The following is a 17,304-nucleotide window of genomic DNA, read 5'->3' on the forward strand; positions in this document are numbered from 1 at the left end:
CCTGCCGTATCATTCATCAGTAGAATGACGGATTAAACTTGATGCGCAAAATGAATTATGATCCTTTTGCCCTCATGCCGATCGGACCGACTGCCTTTGTCCAGACCTGCGCGTCCGCGCCGCGCTACCGGCGCGGCTGGGTCGACGAGGCCGTGGCGGCCATCGAGGCCGACCAGTGCCGCACCGCCGACACGCACCTGATCCGGCTGATCGTGCCTGCGCTTCCCGGCATCGACATCTATCTGAAAGACGAGTCGACTCACCCGACCGGCAGCCTCAAGCACCGGCTGGCGCGCTCGCTGTTCCTCTATGCGCTGTGCAACGGGCATATCCGCGAGGGCACGCCGGTGATCGAGGCGTCCTCGGGATCGACGGCCGTGTCGGAGGCCTATTTCGCGCAGATGATCGGCGTGCCGTTCTATGCGGTGATGCCGCGCACCACCTCGGCCGAGAAGATCGCTGCGATCGAACATTATGGCGGCAAGTGCCATTTGATCGACGACGGCCGGGCGCTCTATGCGGAGGCCGCCGCGCTCGCCACGCGGCTCGGCGGTCACTACATGGATCAGTTCACCTTTGCCGAGCGGGCGACCGACTGGCGCGGCAACAACAACATCGCCGAGTCGATCTTCAGCCAGCTCGCCGGCGAGCGCCATCCGCTGCCGGTGTGGATTGTGATGGGCGCCGGCACCGGCGGCACGTCCGCCACCATCGGGCGCTATCTGCGCTATCGTCGTTTCCCGAGCAGGCTGTGCGTCGCCGATGTCGAGCATTCCGCGTTCTTCGACGCGTTCTGCAAAGGCGATTGCACGCAGGTCTGCGAGCGCCCCTCGCTGATCGAGGGGGTCGGGCGGCCGCGCTGCGAGCCGTCCTTCATGCCTGGAGTCGTCGACCGCATGATGAAGGCGCCGGACGCAGCCTCGATCGCAGCGATGAACGTGCTGTCGCGGCGGCTGCGCCGCGCCGTCGGCGGCTCGACCGGCACGAACTTCCTGGCGCTGTGCCGGCTGGCGGCCGAGATGCGTGAGCGAGGCGAGACCGGATCGCTGGTGACGCTGATCTGCGATTCCGGCGAGCGCTATCGCCAGAGCTATTATGCGCCGGACTGGCTTGCCGCGCGCGGCCTCGATCCGGCGCCCTACGAGGCTGCACTGACTGCGTTCCTGGAGCGCGGCGAGCCGCTCGATCTTGTCATCGATGACGCCGACAATCCCTTGCTGTCACGAGGTGCCGCTTGACCACGCTGATCGAAACCCTCGCCGGCGTGCCGGCCGGCTCCAAGCTCAGCGCAGCTCTGAAGACGCGCGCCGAGGTGATGCGGCTGAGCGAAGCCGCGCATGACGCGGTGCTGGTGCCGCGCGAGCCCGGCGGCTTGAGCCACGCACTGCGTGCGGCGCTCGCGGCGCGGATGTGCCGCCATGTCGGCAACGACGCGGCGGCTGCTCATTACGACGTCTATCTTGCGCATTCCGAAGATGCGGATGTCGCTGTCCTGGCGCAGCCGGGAGGGACATGCGGTGAGCCGCGTCAGGACGCGATGGCGCGCCATGCCGATCTGTTGACGCTTGCGCCGCGCAAGGCGACGAAGGGCGACATCGAAGCCTTGAGGGCAGTCGGCATCAGCGAGCCGGACATCGTCCGCCTCTCCGAACTTGCGGCTTTCGTCAACTATCAGCTGCGCGTGATCGCCGGCCTCAAGCTGCTGAAGGACGTGCAATGAGCCAGCCGATTCACAGTTTCACCGCCAACGTGCCGACCTGGTCGCCCTATGTGGCGCCGGTCGAGCTTGCGACTGCTACGCCCGAGCAGCTTGCCGCGATGAAGGTGACACCGTCGAACACCGGCGCCTCGCCCTATGTGCGAACCCTGGCGCATGATCCGGAATCGCTCGAGGTGCGCTCGCCGCTGTTCAACCTGATCATGTACGGCAAGGACGGCCTGCCGCCAGCGGAGCGCGAGCTAGGGGCGATCGGCGCCTCGATCGTCAACCGCTGTATCTATTGCGTCGCGGTCCATGCCTCGCGCTTCATCAATCATACCAAGCGCGAGGACATCATCGCTGCGATCTTCACCGACGAGCGCGCGGCCAAGCTCGAGCCGCGCAACCAGGCGCTGTTCGATTTCGCCGCAAAACTCTCGACCACGCCGATCGAGGCTGATGCCTGCGATGCGCAGGCGCTCAGGGATGCGGGACTGAGCGAACTGGAGCAGCTTGATCTGGTGCTGTCCGCAGCGATCTTTGGCTGGGCCAACCGGCTGATGCACACCCTCGGCGAGCCGATCGCATGATCAGGGACTTGCCGCTGCCGGCGCGAAGTCGATGCCGCGGGCTTCGCGGCCGAGCGCGGTGAGGACGACAATCACGATCGCCACGGTGCCGGCGACGGCAGCGAGCGCCAGCGCATAGTTGCCGCCGAAATGCGCCGCGATGCCGGCCTGCAGCGGCGCGTTGACGGAGGCGATCAGATTGCCGAGCTGGTAGACGAATCCAGGAAAGGTGCCGCGCGCATCAGGTGGCGACAGCTCGTTGAGATGCACGGGAATGACGCCCCAGGCGCCCTGCACCATGAACTGCATCAGGAATGCGCCTGCGGCGAGCCAGACGATGCTCTCCGCAAACGCCCAGAGCGGGATGACGGCAAGCGACAGGATCGCGGCTGCGACAATGCAGAAGCGCCGGCCGAAGCGCTCGGACATCACGCCGAACAGGATGCCGCCGCAGATCGCGCCGATATTGTAGACGATCGCGATCAGGCTGACGGCGTGTGTGCCGAGCTTGTGCTGGACCTCCAGGAAGGTCGGATAGATGTCCTGGGTGCCATGGCTGAAGAAGTTGAACGCCGTCATCAGCACCACGGCATAGATGCCGAGCCGCCAATGCGATTGGAGCAATTGCAGTGTGCCCGATCGCTCGGCGAGGCGGCTGCGCTCGAAGGCCGGCGATTCCGGCACGGTGCGGCGGATGTAGAACACGAGCAGGGCCGGAATGATGCCGACCATGAACATGCCGCGCCAGCCGATATACTGGAACAGCACGCCGTAGACGATCGAGGCGAGGAAATAGCCTGTTGGATAGCCGGATTGCAGCAGGCCGGAGACGAAGCCGCGGGCATGCGGCGGGATGGACTCCATCGCCAGTGAGGCGCCGACGCCCCATTCGCCGCCCATCGCGATGCCATAGAGCGCGCGCAGCACGATCAGCGCGGTCAGGCTCGGCGCGAAGCCGGAGGCGAATTCGAGCGCCGAATAGAGCAACACATTGACCATCAAGGTCGGCCGGCGGCCCCAGCGATCGGCGGCCCGCCCGAAGATGAAGGCGCCGACCGGCCGCATCGCGAGCGTCAGCAGGATCGCATAGGTGACGGTGGAGATCTCGGTCTGGAATTCGGCTGCGATATCCTTCAGCACGAAGACGAGCAGGAAGAAATCGAACGCGTCCAGCGTCCAGCCGAGGAAAGTTGCGGCGACAACATGTTTTTGCTCGCGCGTCCAACCGGAAAGCGGCGAGAACATCACGTCAGGCGCTCCGCCACGACCGGCCGCGCGGGTCTGCATTGTCTGCATCTTTGCACAGCCCTTCAGGGCACCGCGACGGCTTGCCCTGAAGGCAGATATGCGCCAAGGCTGGCCGTTTCCCAACCCCGCCTTGGCGAAAAAATTGCCCGACGGTTAGGGCAGCGGTGCCCGCAGGTCGACGATCTCGGGCGTCGCGGCGCGCTTGATGGCGGGCTCGGCCGGAAGCTGCAGCACGCGGGCGCGTTGGCCGGTCGCGAGGTCGGTGACCTTGACGATACGGCCGTTGGAGAATTCCAGCGCGTCGTGGTGCTCGGTCGGCCTGTGGATGTCGACCTGGCGGAAGCGCGCCAGATGGGCGCCGATCTTGCGGCGGAAGATGAAGCCCTTCACCCGCACGTCGGCTTCGAAGGCGAGCTCGGTGCCCGGACGCAGGCACACCGCCGTCAAGGGATCGTCGGCCGTGCAGAAGCCGCGGGTCTCGGTGTCGGGGAAGCGGCACGACACCAGGACGTCGGAGATCTCGGCGTCTCGGGAGGCGACGGTATGCAAGCTGTAGTCACACATGGGGAGGAGCTCCTGAATGCCACCAGCACTGAGGCCGCAACTTCAGAAGCTCGCACTTGTTCCATTTCACGCGTGTGAATTGTATTCCGCCCCCTCAGGTCAGGTGCGGCGTCGGCTCGGCGTCGCCGTCCGTCTCCTCCTCGGCCCACCGCGCGCCCTTGATCGTCGGGTCGATCATCTCGCCACGCAGCAGCGCCAGCGGCGATCGCCAGTAGAGCGCGATATTGTGAAACGGATCGGTCAGCACCTTGGTGACCCAGATCAAACCGATGCCGACGCCTCGCATCGCAAACAGCTGGATCATGCGGAACAGGCCGCCGCCAATACCGACCAGAAGCCACAGCACCCCGACATGGCGCACGAAGTCCATCCGGCCGGCCGGCGGTGGGAACAGGCCGAACAGCGTGGGCGCGAGAATTAGCGAGGCCGGCGCCAAGCCCCACACCACCAGCAGCACGATCTTGCGCTTCTGGTTATACCCGACCTTGATCGCTTCCTTGTGCTCGTTGCTGACCCCGTTGACCTCGTCATAGCCGTTCGGCTCGAAGAAGAAATGTCCGGTCTGGCGCGTCAGCATCGCGAGCCAGCCGACCAGTCCAGACAGCGCGGGATCCTTGAACAGGAGGGCGTAGCAGACCAGGAAGATCACGGCGCTGATCAGATGCAGCGTCTGATTGATCCGGCTCTGGTGATAGTAGCGATAATCGTCGAAGCGTTGCGTCTGCAGTGTCCGCTTGAAGCTGGTCATGCGAATGTCCTTCGCCATTGTCGAATGGCGGGACGCGTAGTTTGCTTGCGTGAACGTGCCGTGACACAATGATGTTGTCACAGTGAAAATGATCGCGTCAGTATGATTAGTTGCATGTGCAACTGACAAATCAGCGCTCTTTTGGCAGGGCCAACCAATCAGCTTGCCTGCATGCTGGCTGATGCGCTTTGATCAAGATCAAATCATGCGTTCTGCTGCTTCACTTTTCCAAATCCTGGCAGGGACCAGCTCGGCTGCATCGGGAGCAGCGAGGCCGCGGCCCACCCCGAAAAAAATTCCGAGGCACTGTCGCAAACGACACCCGCCATTCGTCTTGCAGGGGAACAGGACGAAAATGGGAGAGAGCAGATGAACTTGTCGTATCGGTGGGTCATCGTCGCGGTGGGCGCCCTGATGACCTGCGTTGCCATCGGCGCGATGTTCTCGCTGGCAATATTCCTGGCACCGATGTCGGGGCAGACCGGCTGGTCGCGCACGGGCATATCGACTGCGATGACGCTGGATTTCCTGGTCATGGGCGCTGCGGGCTTCGGCTGGGGCGCGCTCAGCGACCGGATCGGCCCGCGCCTGGTGACGCTTGCCGGCGCGGTGCTGCTCGGCTCGGGGCTGGCGCTGGCGAGCCGCACCAGTGAGCTCTGGCAGTTCCAGCTCACCTATGGCCTTCTGGTCGGGCTGGCGGCCGGCGCCTTTTTCGCGCCGATGATCGCAGCCGCCACGGGATGGTTCACGGAGAACCGTAGCCTGGCGGTGTCGCTGGTGTCGGCCGGCGTCGGCGTCGCGCCGATGACGATCTCGCCTTTCGCAAGCTGGCTGATCGCGAGCTATGGCTGGCGCAGCGCGATGCTGATCATCGGCATCGGTGCCTGGACGCTGCTGATCCCGGCATCGCTGCTGGTTCGCCGGCCGCCGGTCGCGGCGCGGGAGACCGCATTGGCAGGCGCGTCGTCCGGGGCGCCGGCGCTGTCGCTCAGCGCAGCCTTCCGCTCGCCCCAGTTCGTCGTGCTGTCGTCCACCTTCTTCCTCTGCTGCGCCGCGCACGCCGGGCCGATCTTTCACATGGTCAGCTACGCGATTGGCTGCGGCATCCCGCCGATGCAAGCGGTTTCGATCTACAGCGTCGAGGGGCTTGCCGGGCTCGGCGGCCGCATCCTGCTCGGCCTGCTCGCCGACCGTTACGGCGCCAAGCGGGTGTTGATCGCGGGGCTGCTGGTGCAGGCCTTCGCGATCGCGACCTATCTCGTGGTCGACCGTCTCGGCCAGTTCTACGCGCTGGCCGTCGTGTTCGGCACCGCTTACGGCGGCGTGATGCCGCTGTATGCGGTGCTGGCACGCGAGTCCTTCGGCCAGGCCATCATGGGCACCTTGTTCGGCGCCATGACCATGGCGTCCAGCCTTGGCATGGCATTCGGCCCATGGGCGGGCGGCCGCATCTTCGATGCCTTCAACAGCTACATGTGGCTCTATCTCGGCGCCTCCGGCGTCGCTCTTGGCGCGGTCGCGGTGGCCTTCACGTTCACGGCACGGCCGCAGCGCGAAGCCCTTGTGCCAGCGTGAAGGGGGCGTGCTTCGCACACTTGATCCCGGCGGTGTCGGCGCTATATCGACGTTTTCCCTTCCACTCTTTGGGCCGACGTATGACGATGACCGACACCGCCCCCGTGACCCAACCTTTCCAGGCCGAAGTTTCCGAACTGCTGCACCTGATGGTGCATTCGGTCTATTCGGAAACTGACATCTTTCTGCGTGAACTGATTTCCAACGCCTCTGACGCCTGTGACAAGCTCCGCTATGAGGCGATCGCCCGGCCGGAGCTGATCAGCGACGGCGAGGCGCCGAAGATCCGCATCATTCCCAATAAGGCCGCCGATACGCTGACGGTTGCCGACACCGGCATCGGCATGGAGCGGCAGGAGCTGATCGACCATCTCGGCACCATCGCCCGCTCCGGCACCAAGGCTTTCGTGCAGAAGCTGTCGGAGGCCAAGGATGGCGCCGGCCTGATCGGCCAGTTCGGCGTCGGCTTCTATTCCGCCTTCATGGTGGCCGATCGCATCCGCGTCATCAGCCGGAGAGCCGGCTCGCACGAGGTCTGGACCTGGACCTCGTCGGGCGGCTCGGGCTTCGAGGTTGCGCCGGCCTCGGAGGAGGAGGCGGCTCGCGTCACCCGCGGCACCGAGATCGTGCTGCACCTCAAGGAGGACGCCAAGAAGTATCTTGAAACCTATCAGATCGAGCGCATCGTCACCGTCTACTCCGACAACATCCAGTTTCCGATTCTGCTGGTGCCGGAAGAGGGCGAGCCGCGCCAGATCAATTCGGCCAGCGCGCTGTGGCAGCGCTCCAAGTCCGAGCTCACCGCCGACGACTACAAGCAGGCCTACAAGTCGATCGCCAATGCCTTCGACGAGCCGGCGATGACGCTGCACTATCGCGCCGAGGGCCGCTATTCCTACGCGGTGCTGCTGTTCGCACCCTCGACCAAGCCGTTCGATCTGTTCGAGCCGGCGCGCAAGGGCAAGGTCAAGCTCTATGTCCGGCGTGTCTTCATCACCGATGATGCCGACCTGATGCCGGCCTACCTGCGCTTCATCCGCGGCGTGGTCGACAGCGAGGATCTGCCACTCAACATCTCGCGCGAGATGTTGCAGAACAATCCGCAGCTCGCACAGATCCGCAAGGCCGTGACCGGGCGGGTCATCGGCGAGCTTGAGCAACTCGCCGAGAAGGATACGGAGAATTTCGACAAGATCTGGGATGCCTTCGGTCCCGTCATCAAGGAAGGCATCTACGAGGACTTTGAGCGCCGCGAGAAGCTACTGGCGCTATCACGCTTCACCACCACCAGCGGCGAGCGGAGGTCGCTGAAGCAATATGTCGAAGGCCTGAAGGAAAATCAGACCGAGATCTATTTCCTGGTCGGCGACAGCGTCGAGCGCTTGAAGTCGAATCCGCGGCTGGAGGCGGCGAAGGCGCGCGGCGTCGAGGTGCTCTTGCTGACCGATCCGGTCGACGCGTTCTGGACCTCGGCACGGCTCGAATATGGCGGCAAGCCGCTGAAGTCGCTGAGCCAGGGCGACATCAATTTCGATCCGATTCCACTGACCGAAGAGGAGAAGGCCGAGAAGAAGGACGAGCCGGCGGCCGACGAGGCCAACACGATCGCGCTGATCAAGGCAAGCCTTGGCGAGCGCGTGAGCGATGTGAAGGCGTCGACGCGGCTCACTACCAGCGCGTCATGCCTCGTCGCAAGCGGCCATGGTCCGGATCGTGAGCTCGAGCGGATCCTGTCGCAGCAGGCGCGCGGCGAACGAAGCAAGCCGATCCTGGAGATCAATTTGCGCCATCCGCTCGTCCTGGCGACCGCCAAGGCTGCGGCCGATCAGGCCAAAGTCGACGATCTCTCCTTCCTGCTGCTAGAGCAGGCGCAAATCCTGGATGGCGAGCTGCCGGAGGATCCGGCCGCGTTCGCGGCAAGGCTCAATCGGCTGGTCCTGCAGGGCGTAGCCGCCTGATCAGCCGTTGCTGCTCGCGCGGGAGAGCGCGATGAGCTGGCGCCAGCGCACGATCTCGGCGGCGAACACGCCGCCGCAGTCGCGGGCGCTGCACGTGATCGGAATGGCGCCGATCTCGTCGAACGCCTTGCGGATCGCGGGATCGGCGATCGCCAGATTGATCTCGTGGTTGAGCAAGTCGACGATCTCCTGCGGAGTGCCGCGCGGTACCGCCGCGCCGTAGAAGCCTGATGTCTCGAAGCCCGGCAGCACAGTCCAGATCGGCGGCAGATCGGGCATCAGCTTGGACGGGTCGCGGGTCGTGACCGCAAGCGCCCGGATCTTGCCACCCTGCAGCAGCTCGAGGGATGAGGCGATATTGTCGAACATCGCGTGCACATGGCCTGACGACAGATCGACCAGGCCGGGGCCGGAGCCGCGATAATGCACATGCGTCCATTCCAGGCCGGCCATCGCACGAAACAGCTCCGCCGACAGGTGCTGAACGGTGCCGGGACCGGCCGAGCCAACACTGAGCTTGCCCGGATTGGCCTTCGCATAAGCGAGGAACTCGGCGAGCGTCTTGACGGGCAGCTCGTTGCTGACCAGCAGCAGCAGCGGCGTGCGCGCCAGCGTGGCAACATGGATCAGGTCGTGCGCGGCATCGAACGGCAGCGACGGATCGAACGTGACGTTGATGGCGTTCGCGGTCGACGTCGCCAGGATCGTATAGCCGTCCGGTGCGGCATCGACGACGCTCTTGGTGCCGACATTGCCGCCGGCGCCTGGCCTGTTCTCAGGGATGAAGGGCTGGCCGAGCCGGCTACTGAGCCGCTCGCAGATGGGGCGGGCGAGACGCCCGGTCGCTCCTCCCACCGCAAAGGGAAGAACCCAGGTCACGCTGCGCGAGGGATAGGCCGCCTCGGCCAGTCCGGGACCTGCGAGCGCGCTCATCGCGGTGCAGGTGGCCGCACGCAGCAGCGCTCGTCTCGTAATCGTCCCGTCAATCGGCATGCCGGCATTCGCCTGGGCTGTTCGTCAGCAGTCAGGCTAGCGCCAATTCGCCTCAACTTCGTAAAGGACAGATTTCAAATCGCAACGAGCAAACTGTCATCCGGTTAACCCTCCCGATTGACACCGCCTCACGCGGCAAGCCTCCGGCTGCGGTTCAAGCGTTGATTTCGGTCAAGCCATGAGGGGAGATTTCGGGCGATAGCGATCGCTATCGTTCACGGATCTGCCGATCATGCTTGAGCGCATTCTGCGATGGATGCTGGTTGCGATCGCTGTATCAGGTCTTGCCGCCGGTGGTCTGGCCCATGCCGCTGACCGCTCCGACCTTGCCGACCTTGCTTTCACGCTGGCGACCCTGCCTGTGATTCTGGGTCTTGTGGTCTCGATCGTCCGCGATGTGCTGGATGGCCGGCTCGGAGTCGATGCGATCGCGCTGGTCTCGATGAGCGCGGCCGTCGCGCTGCGACAGCCGCTCGCCGGCGCCGTGGTGGCGCTGATGTATTCCGGTGGCAATGTGCTCGAGGACATCGCGGTCGCACGCGCCGCGCATGATCTGCGGGCGCTGGTCGACCGCGCGCCGCGCGAGGCCCACCGCCGGACTGGTGGCGGCATCGAAGATATTCCGGTTGCGGAGGTCGCGGTCGGTGACAGGTTGATGGTGCGGGCCGGCGAGGTCGTGCCGGTCGATGGTGTCGTCGAATCGACCGTTGCCGTGCTCGATGAGTCGGCGTTGACCGGCGAGCCGATACCGGTCACAAAATCGCGCGGCGTTGCCGTCCTGTCCGGCGCAGTCAATGCGGGCGAGACTTTCGAGCTGGCGGTGACGGCGACGGCCGGCGAGAGCACTTATGCCGGGATCGTCAGGCTGGTGACGGCGGCGCAGACGGCCAAGGCGCCGTTCGTTCGGCTCGCCGATCGCTATGCGCTTGTTTTCCTGCCCGTAAGCCTCCTGATCGCGGCGCTGGCCTGGCTCGCGTCCGGCGACCTGACCCGCAGCCTTGCGGTGCTGGTAGCGGCGACACCCTGTCCGCTGATCCTGGCGGCGCCGGTGGCCTTCATCGCCGGGGTGGCGCGCGCCGCACGTGCGGGCATCCTGGTCAAGGGCGGCGGCAAGCTGGAGGCGCTGGCGCGGGCGCGTACTGTGCTGTTCGACAAAACGGGGACGCTGACGGTCGGCGGCGCCCGCCTGCTGTCAGTCGAGGCCGCGCCAGGAGAAAGCGCCGACCTCGCGCTGTTGCTCGGCGCCTCGTTGGAGCAGGCTTCGCATCACGTGGTGGCGAAGGCGATCGTGCAGGCCGCGGCTGCGCGTGGATTGAAACTCAAGGTGCCGGAGGGCGTCAGGGAATGCGTGGGCTCGGGGCTGGAGGGCACCATCGAGGGCCGTCACGTTCGCGCGGGCTCCCCTGACATGATTCTCGGCCAGGCGAGCCCCGCGCCCTGGGCACGCCGCGCGATCCGGCGCGCATCATGGCGCGCCGCGCTGATCGTGTTCGTCGCCGTCGATGACCGGCTGATCGGCGCGCTGCTGCTGGCCGACGAATTGCGCGCAGACACGCCGCGCGCGATCCGGCTGCTGCGCCAGGCCGGCATCGCGCGCATGGTGATGGTGACCGGCGATCGCGCGGCGGCGGCCCAGGCGATCGGTGCGGCGCTCGATCTCGATGCGGTGCTGGCCGACCGCGTGCCGTCCGACAAGGTCGATGCGGTCAGGACCGAGCAGCGGTTGCAGCCGACCATCATGGTCGGGGATGGCATCAACGATGCGCCGGCGCTGGCGTCGGCCGATGTCGGCATCGCACTCGGCGCGCGCGGTGCCAGCGCGTCGTCGGAAGCCGCCGACGTCGTGATCCTTGCCGATCGGCTCGACCGGGTCGGCGAAGCCATCATGATCGCGCAGCGTGCGCGGCGGATCGCGGTGCAAAGCATCGTCGCCGGCATGAGCCTGTCGCTGCTGGCAATGGGCGCTGCGGCATTCGGCTGGCTGCAGCCGGTGCCTGCGGCGCTGGTGCAGGAGGCGATCGACGTTGCCGTGATCCTCAATGCCTTGCGGGCGCTATTGCCGGCGCATCCTCATGCCGCGGGACGGATCACGATGGAGGATGGGCGCGGGCTGCGACACGAGCATCAGACCCTGATCCGCAGCCTCGACCGCCTGCGTGCGATCGTCGACGCGCTCGATGACACCGCGCCCGAGAGTTGCACCGGCCTGATCACGGAAGCCAATCAGCTGGTGCAGGACCGGGTGGTCGCACATGAGCGCGACGATGAAGGTTCGATCTATCCGAAGCTCGCGAGGCTGCTGCACGAGCATCACGGCCTGGCGGCAATGAGCCGCGCGCATCGGGAAATTCTCCATCTCGCCAGGCTGCTCGACCGGATCGCGGGCGACCTGCCTTCGGAGAAGATCGATCGCTATGTCGTTCGCGATGCTCAGCGCGCCATCGAGGCGATCGAGATTCTGGTGCGGATGCACACGGCGCAGGAAGATGACATCTACGAGGCGGTGACGGTGCAGGCCGCCTGACGTTCAGGTCCGATGTTTTGGCAGATCCACCCGCTGCTTGGAAAATTCCGGTGGCCCCTCGGTCAGGCGGCGAATACGGCGCTCACGTTCGCCAGCCGGCAATGCAGGATCGAGCATCTCTTCGATCTGCCTGATCGCCTCCCGCTCGATCGCGAGGGGATCGCCGGACGGGGTCTCCGCCGGAATCGGCGGTGATGCTGCGAGCGCAAGCTCCAATAGCCGGCGGATGGCGTCGGCGCGCGTGATTCGATGTGCCTCCGCCCAGGCATCGACGACGGCCGTCAACTGCTGCGACAGTTCGACGGCGCTGACAACGTCCTCTCCGGGTCGGACGGCAGGGCTGTGGTCCCGTTGGCCCGACATGTTCGTCTTGTCATTCTTCTGTTAAGCACGGCAGCCTAGCTGAACCGGGCGAGACGACGTTTGATTCCGATCAAATCCAATTCGTGCAGGAAACTGCCCGATATGGTCGGCCATCCAAGGGAATGAGCGGCCTTGCCGCATGGTGGGCAAATGAGGAGGTCGAGGCGCGTTCATGAAGTTCCTGCATACGTTCCAGCTCTATGACTTCCTCGATACGCTGGTCAGCCTGTTCACGGCTTTCGTGTTCGGCACCTTGATTGGCGCCGAGCGGCAGTACCGGCAGCGCTCGGCCGGCCTGCGCACCAATGTGCTGGTCTCGGTCGGCGCCGCGGCCTTCGTCGACCTCGGCAATCATTTGACCGGCACGGACGGCAGCGTGCGGGTGGTCGCCTATGTGGTGTCCGGCATCGGCTTTCTCGGCGCCGGCGCGATCATGAAGGAGGGCATGAACGTGCGCGGCCTCAACACGGCTGCCACGCTGTGGGCGTCCGCCGCGGTCGGCGCCTGCGCGGGCGCCGACCTGGTAGCGCAATCGGCGGCGGTGACCGTGTTCGTGCTGGCCGGCAACACGCTGCTGCGGCCGCTGGTCAACGCCATCGACCGCATCCCCCTCAACGTGCATTCGTCCGAGGCCAGTTACGAGATCGTGGTGACCACGGATGGCTTACGTGCTGCCGAGATCAGGGAAGCGCTCGACGAGCGGCTGGAAGCCGCCAAATACCCGGTGCGCGAGACCGAGGTCGCTTATCGTTCCGAGGACAATGTCGAGATCATCGCGACGCTGGTGCCGCTGGCTGTCGATGCTGCGGAGCTCGACCGCGTCGCCGCCGATCTTGCCAGAATGCCGGGCGTACGCCACGCCACCTGGAACGTCAGTGCGCTGGAATAGGCTGCCTCAGATTGTCACGCTGTCGGGCAGCGGATTGCCGAGCTCGTCGGTCGGAACGAGCTGCTGGTTGAACGCCGAGAAATAGGCCGCCCATTCCGGCTCGCCGATATCCACCATGACGGCGCCGTCCTGCCAGATGTCGTTGTGGTCGTTCGAATCGTCGCCGGCGCGGTGAATGAAGCTCGATGTCGAGCCCTGGTTGAGATGAACGTCGTGGATGCCGTTGCTTTCGCTGTAGAAGCGGCCGAAGATGTAGACATCCCGGCTTTCCCGATGGGCGCGCACGAGCAGCCGCTTCAGCGAGGCCACCGGCTCGGTCTGGTCGGAGCCGTCCATCACGTCGCTGTCGCGCCATTTGCCGGTGTTGCTGAGCAGGTCGGTGCTGCGCAGGAAGTCGAGCGCAGGCAGCGCGTCCTGGTCGGTCAGATCATGCGGACCGGGCTCGGCGCTTGCCAGCGTCTGGATGATCGGGTGACGGAAGTCGAACACCAGCTTGTATTTGAGCAAGTCGTCGGCGTCATTCGTGCCGACATTGACCGCGACGTCCCAGTTGCCGCCATCGACCTGCAGGCTGAAATGCAGGTGATACTGGATTTCGTGATGGTGACGGCTGGGCTTCAAATGCGGCTCGGAGGCCATCTTGGCTTTGACGAATCCGTAAGGCAGCGTCACGACAAACCCTCCTGCGCCTGTTCAGCCGGTCGGCGCTATTTGGTGCAACGGCCGACGTCGCCGGACGCGACCGGTGCATCACGGCCGCCGGGCGAGACGGCCTGGCCGATCCCGACGGGCTACGGCCTGATCGCGATACGATGTCTGTGTGTCGGCATCCCGACACAACCATGGATTTTGGTCGGCGATACGGTGCTTCCGGTTCAATGCCCGCCACGCACATAGATGTCGTAGGCAGCGACCACGACCTCGACCGCGATCAGGATCACCACGATGATCTCGAGCCGCAGCGAGCGCTTGGTGTCGATGATGTCGGCGAGCGTCGTCGCCGTCTCCGCGATCACCGCAAGCTTGCGGTTCAACGTCTCGACGCGCTCGCTGAGCTCGTATTCGTCCTCGAGCCGCGCATAGAGCCGCTCCAGGTCGGGCCGGTCCCACAGCGCATCCGGCTTCTCGCCGACCGCGACGCGGCCGGAGACCCGGTGCTGCACCAGCAGAGCCTCGCCGAGCAGCTTGAGCATCGCGGTGCGGCTCTTCGAGGTGCGGCCGAATTTGGCCAGCTCGCGCGCGAACGGATCGATGATATCGAACACGCCCGCGATCTCGCGCTCGCCGCGGCCGAGCACGACGCTCTTGGCCAGCGCGTCGGCCACGATCAACAGCCGCTCCAGCGAGAATTCGCGGACCAGGACCGGGCCGCCAACCGGGATCTCCTCGGCCTCGCGCGCCAGCTGGATTTTCGCCGTCTCCTCCTCGTGCGGGCTGATCACGCCGAACAGGCGGGGCCTCAGCCGATCGAGGAACGCGCTCTCCTCCTGCGGCGACAGGCCCATGAACACCACGACGCCATAGCGAAACACCACCGCCATGCCGGTCTCGCCGATACGCACCGCGAGCGGCGTCGCGGACAGCACATTGCCTTCGAAACCCGCAGTGTTGATGCGGTCGGCCAGCTGCAGCGCGTGGGCGTTAAGGCCGGGGGCAGGTGGGTTCTGCACATTCATCGGTCGAGCGTAGCAGGGCCCGGGCAATATTTCGATGAGGTCGAGCTGTGATCCCGCAGGCAGGTCTTTGCTTTCGTGTGAATTTGAATTCAATTTGCGCAAGTTGAACCCGCTGTGATTGCGGGCCGTATCTCCTTGCCGAGGTCGCAATGGGGATGGATGATCGATCCATGTCGAACGCCAATGCCACCGACTTCTACGGCTCCATTCCCGTCTTCCGCAGCTTCGCTCGCCTCATGGACCCTGCGCTCTACAGGCCGCTGCCGGACGACTGGACGGTCGGCGTCGCTGATGTCGTAGAGTCGACCAAGGCGATCGCCGAGCGCCGCTACAAGGCGGTGAACATGGCGGGCGCCGCGGTGATTGCGGCGGTGACCAATGCGCTGGAGGGCCGGGAATTTCCCTTCGTGTTCGGCGGCGATGGCGCGAGCTTTGCGGTTGCCCCTGATCAGGTCGCGGTGGCGCGCGCGGCGCTGGCGGCGACCGCGATCTGGGTCGCCGAGGATCTCGGGCTCAAGATGCGGGTCGCGCTGGTGCCGATCGCTGCGATCCGCGCCGAGGGGCTCGACGTCCGCATCGCGCGCTTTGGTCCATCCGCCAACTTGTCCTATGCGATGTTTTCCGGCGGCGGGCTCGGCTGGGCGGAGGCCGCGATGAAGCGCGGCGAGTTCGCCGTGGCGCCGGCCCCGCCGGGCACGCAGCCCGATTTGTCCGGGCTCTCCTGCCGGTTCGAGGAGATGACCGCATCGCGCGGGCTGATCCTCTCGGTGCTGGTGCTGCCGGCGCGCGGGGCCGATCCAGCCGCCTATCGCGAGACCATTGAAAAGATCGTCGCACTGGTCGAGCGCAGCCCGGATGCGGGCCGCCCGGTGCCGGCGGGCGGACCGCCGCTGCGCTGGCCACCGCAGGGCGTCGATTTCGAGGCGCGTGCCGCGCGTGGCGGCTCGCTGGCGCGACGGCGCGCCTCTGTGCTCGGCCGCACGCTGCTTTATTATGCGATCATGCGCTTCGGCATTCGGGTCGGCCGCTTCGTTCCAGCCGTCTATCGGCAGCAGGTGGTCGAGAATTCCGACTTCCGCAAATACGATGACGCCCTGCGCATGATCCTGGATTGCACGCAGGAACTGGCGGACGAGCTGAACGCGCGGCTGACCGAGGCTGCCGCGCGCGGCATCGTGCGCTATGGCCTGCACCCCCAGGATGCGGCCATGATGACCTGTTTCACACCATCGGCGGTGCGGTCAGATCATGTGCATTTCATCGACGGTGCCCGCGGCGGCTATGCATCCGCGGCCACGGCGCTGAAAGCCACGGGCTGAAACTATTTCGCTCGTGTCCAGGTCTCGCCGCCACAGAGCGAGCCGACGCAGCCTTCGACCTTGAGCGCGTCGGGGCCCAGCACGGAGATGTGGCTGTCGTAGCTCTGGCCGTCATCGGCGTTGTAGATCCGGCCCGACCATCGGTTAGGGCCATCGGCGTGCATGCTCTCGAACAGCTGCAGGCCGATGATCGGACGGTTCGCCAGCTCGCGGTTAGGATTCTTGTTGTCGACCGCTGGCTTGCCGGTGTCCGTGTCGGTGGGCTGCTTCAGCCAGACCACCGTGCCGCACAGGCCGCCGCCGCATTTTGCAACCTTCACCTTGGCGTCCCCAGCCTGGGTGAGCCAAGTGCCGGCCGCATCGTCGGCGGCGAAGGCTGGCTGCGCGACGATGAACAAGGCCGCGAGAGCGAGCGCGGCGAAACGCAATTGACTGATCATGGTGCCCCCTGAATCGAGGTGGTTTCCATATCAGCAAATGACGGCCGCGCAATCGGCTTGCGCCGTTTTGTCCCATGACTTCACATCACGAGCCGGTGTCGATCTCGCTCGCGCCGGTATGCGTCTCAATGCCTTGCCGCCTTGTCTCAGAGACGGACGCCTCACCAGGGCAGGCCGCAGAGATCGAGCGTGCCGCGGGTCGGCGCGGTGCGCTTAAGATCATGCACGTAAGGTGCGATCGCATCGAATCGCACACGGCCCCGGTCTGGTTGCTCGACATAGACGTCGCCTTCGAACGGCCTGAAGCCGCGCGCCATATAGAACGGCGCGCGATAGGGCTCGCAGAACAGGATCGCGAAATTGACCGAATCTTCGGCACGAAACGTCTCGATCGCCGCATTCAGCGCGATCGTCGCAAGGCCTCTATTACGGACGTCGGCGCGGGTCAGCACGCCGCCGATGCCGCCGACATGCATCTTCTGCCCGTTCCAGGTGATGATGCGGCGATAGAGGCCGACATGGCAGATCACGTCGCCGGCGTCGTCCTGCACCAGCACGCGCAGATCGGCATGCGCAAAGGTGACGCCGGCCCAAGGCAATGTGGCGACGACCTCGGGCGGCCAGATCGCTTGGTAGAGCGGCTCGGCGAGCTTCCAGGCGGCATCGCCATTCAGGACCTCGATCTCGATGCTCATGGAGTGGGCCTGCTTTTTCCAAATTCACGGTGTTTTACACTCAT

At 65.4% G+C, this 17,304-nt stretch carries 17 protein-coding genes; 8 read left to right on the forward strand and 9 right to left on the reverse strand.

The features are described 5' to 3' along the window. The first annotated feature begins 74 nt into the window (after positions 1 to 74). Genes P6U24_RS08420 through P6U24_RS08430 form a run of 3 tightly spaced genes read left to right on the forward strand, consistent with a single transcriptional unit; the run spans position 75 to position 2,289 of the window. On the forward strand, positions 75 to 1,238 hold the full coding sequence (locus P6U24_RS08420) for a PLP-dependent cysteine synthase family protein (RefSeq protein ID WP_407160394.1): 1,164 nt from the start codon (positions 75 to 77) through the stop codon (positions 1,236 to 1,238). Then, the gene (locus P6U24_RS08425) at positions 1,235 to 1,720 is read left to right on the forward strand and encodes a CMD domain-containing protein (RefSeq protein ID WP_407158676.1); all 486 of its coding nucleotides are present in this window, start codon (positions 1,235 to 1,237) and stop codon (positions 1,718 to 1,720) included. The genes P6U24_RS08420 and P6U24_RS08425 overlap by 4 nt, the downstream gene beginning before the upstream one ends. Continuing rightward, complete coding sequence (locus P6U24_RS08430; protein ID WP_407158677.1) at positions 1,717 to 2,289, forward strand: peroxidase-related enzyme; 573 nt, start codon at positions 1,717 to 1,719, stop codon at positions 2,287 to 2,289. Before P6U24_RS08425 ends, P6U24_RS08430 begins: the two co-directional genes overlap by 4 nt. Here P6U24_RS08430 and P6U24_RS08435 read toward each other — a convergent pair whose 3' ends face one another. The 3 genes from P6U24_RS08435 to P6U24_RS08445 all read right to left on the reverse strand — a co-directional run bounded on the left by P6U24_RS08435 (position 2,290) and on the right by P6U24_RS08445 (position 4,828). Beyond that, positions 2,290 to 3,513, reverse strand: a complete 1,224-nt coding sequence (locus tag P6U24_RS08435; RefSeq protein ID WP_407160395.1) for an MFS transporter — start codon at positions 3,511 to 3,513, stop codon at positions 2,290 to 2,292. Positions 3,514 to 3,669: 156 nt separating this feature from the next. Further along, entirely contained in the window at positions 3,670 to 4,080 is a 411-nt protein-coding gene (locus P6U24_RS08440; protein ID WP_407158678.1) for a hypothetical protein, read from the reverse strand. 94 nt (positions 4,081 to 4,174) lie between these two features. Continuing rightward, on the reverse strand, positions 4,175 to 4,828 hold the full coding sequence (locus P6U24_RS08445) for a hypothetical protein (protein WP_407158679.1): 654 nt from the start codon (positions 4,826 to 4,828) through the stop codon (positions 4,175 to 4,177). Positions 4,829 to 5,197: 369 nt separating this feature from the next. On the opposite strand from P6U24_RS08445, the gene P6U24_RS08450 reads away from it, so the two are divergent. Beyond that, a complete protein-coding gene (locus P6U24_RS08450) occupies positions 5,198 to 6,403 on the forward strand; it encodes an MFS transporter (protein WP_407158680.1) in 1,206 nt (401 codons plus the stop codon). A gap of 80 nt (positions 6,404 to 6,483) precedes the next feature. After that, positions 6,484 to 8,361, forward strand: coding sequence for a molecular chaperone HtpG (gene htpG / locus P6U24_RS08455; protein WP_407158681.1), 1,878 nt, complete (start codon positions 6,484 to 6,486; stop codon positions 8,359 to 8,361). Here htpG and P6U24_RS08460 read toward each other — a convergent pair whose 3' ends face one another. Continuing rightward, the gene (locus P6U24_RS08460) at positions 8,362 to 9,354 is read right to left on the reverse strand and encodes a Bug family tripartite tricarboxylate transporter substrate binding protein (protein ID WP_407158682.1); all 993 of its coding nucleotides are present in this window, start codon (positions 9,352 to 9,354) and stop codon (positions 8,362 to 8,364) included. Positions 9,355 to 9,586: 232 nt separating this feature from the next. On the opposite strand from P6U24_RS08460, the gene P6U24_RS08465 reads away from it, so the two are divergent. Next, entirely contained in the window at positions 9,587 to 11,878 is a 2,292-nt protein-coding gene (locus tag P6U24_RS08465; RefSeq protein ID WP_407158683.1) for a heavy metal translocating P-type ATPase, read from the forward strand. 3 nt (positions 11,879 to 11,881) lie between these two features. Here the strand turns inward: P6U24_RS08465 and P6U24_RS08470 are convergent, their stop codons facing one another. Beyond that, a complete protein-coding gene (locus P6U24_RS08470) occupies positions 11,882 to 12,241 on the reverse strand; it encodes a hypothetical protein (RefSeq protein ID WP_407158684.1) in 360 nt (119 codons plus the stop codon). Between the two features lie 172 nt (positions 12,242 to 12,413). Here P6U24_RS08470 and P6U24_RS08475 point away from each other — a divergent pair, with 172 nt between their 5' ends. Next, a complete protein-coding gene (locus P6U24_RS08475) occupies positions 12,414 to 13,130 on the forward strand; it encodes an MgtC/SapB family protein (RefSeq protein ID WP_407158685.1) in 717 nt (238 codons plus the stop codon). Between the two features lie 6 nt (positions 13,131 to 13,136). Here the strand turns inward: P6U24_RS08475 and P6U24_RS08480 are convergent, their stop codons facing one another. Together P6U24_RS08480 and P6U24_RS08485 are read right to left on the reverse strand one after the other, a co-directional pair. Continuing rightward, entirely contained in the window at positions 13,137 to 13,802 is a 666-nt protein-coding gene (locus P6U24_RS08480) for a DUF2278 family protein (protein ID WP_407158686.1), read from the reverse strand. Between the two features lie 203 nt (positions 13,803 to 14,005). Continuing rightward, complete coding sequence (locus P6U24_RS08485) at positions 14,006 to 14,806, reverse strand: RMD1 family protein (RefSeq protein WP_407158687.1); 801 nt, start codon at positions 14,804 to 14,806, stop codon at positions 14,006 to 14,008. 170 nt (positions 14,807 to 14,976) lie between these two features. Here P6U24_RS08485 and P6U24_RS08490 point away from each other — a divergent pair, with 170 nt between their 5' ends. Next, entirely contained in the window at positions 14,977 to 16,125 is a 1,149-nt protein-coding gene (locus P6U24_RS08490) for a DUF3095 domain-containing protein (protein ID WP_407158688.1), read from the forward strand. 2 nt (positions 16,126 to 16,127) lie between these two features. On the opposite strand, the gene P6U24_RS08495 is transcribed toward P6U24_RS08490, so the two are convergent. Both P6U24_RS08495 and P6U24_RS08500 read right to left on the reverse strand, forming a co-directional pair. Further along, complete coding sequence (locus P6U24_RS08495; protein WP_407158689.1) at positions 16,128 to 16,565, reverse strand: DUF2147 domain-containing protein; 438 nt, start codon at positions 16,563 to 16,565, stop codon at positions 16,128 to 16,130. Positions 16,566 to 16,726: 161 nt separating this feature from the next. Next, positions 16,727 to 17,260, reverse strand: a complete 534-nt coding sequence (locus P6U24_RS08500) for a GNAT family N-acetyltransferase (RefSeq protein ID WP_407158690.1) — start codon at positions 17,258 to 17,260, stop codon at positions 16,727 to 16,729. Positions 17,261 to 17,304 lie beyond the last annotated feature (44 nt).

Source organism: Bradyrhizobium sp. STM 3557 (genome assembly GCF_045571465.1).
Classification (GTDB): Bacteria; Pseudomonadota; Alphaproteobacteria; order Rhizobiales; family Xanthobacteraceae; genus Bradyrhizobium.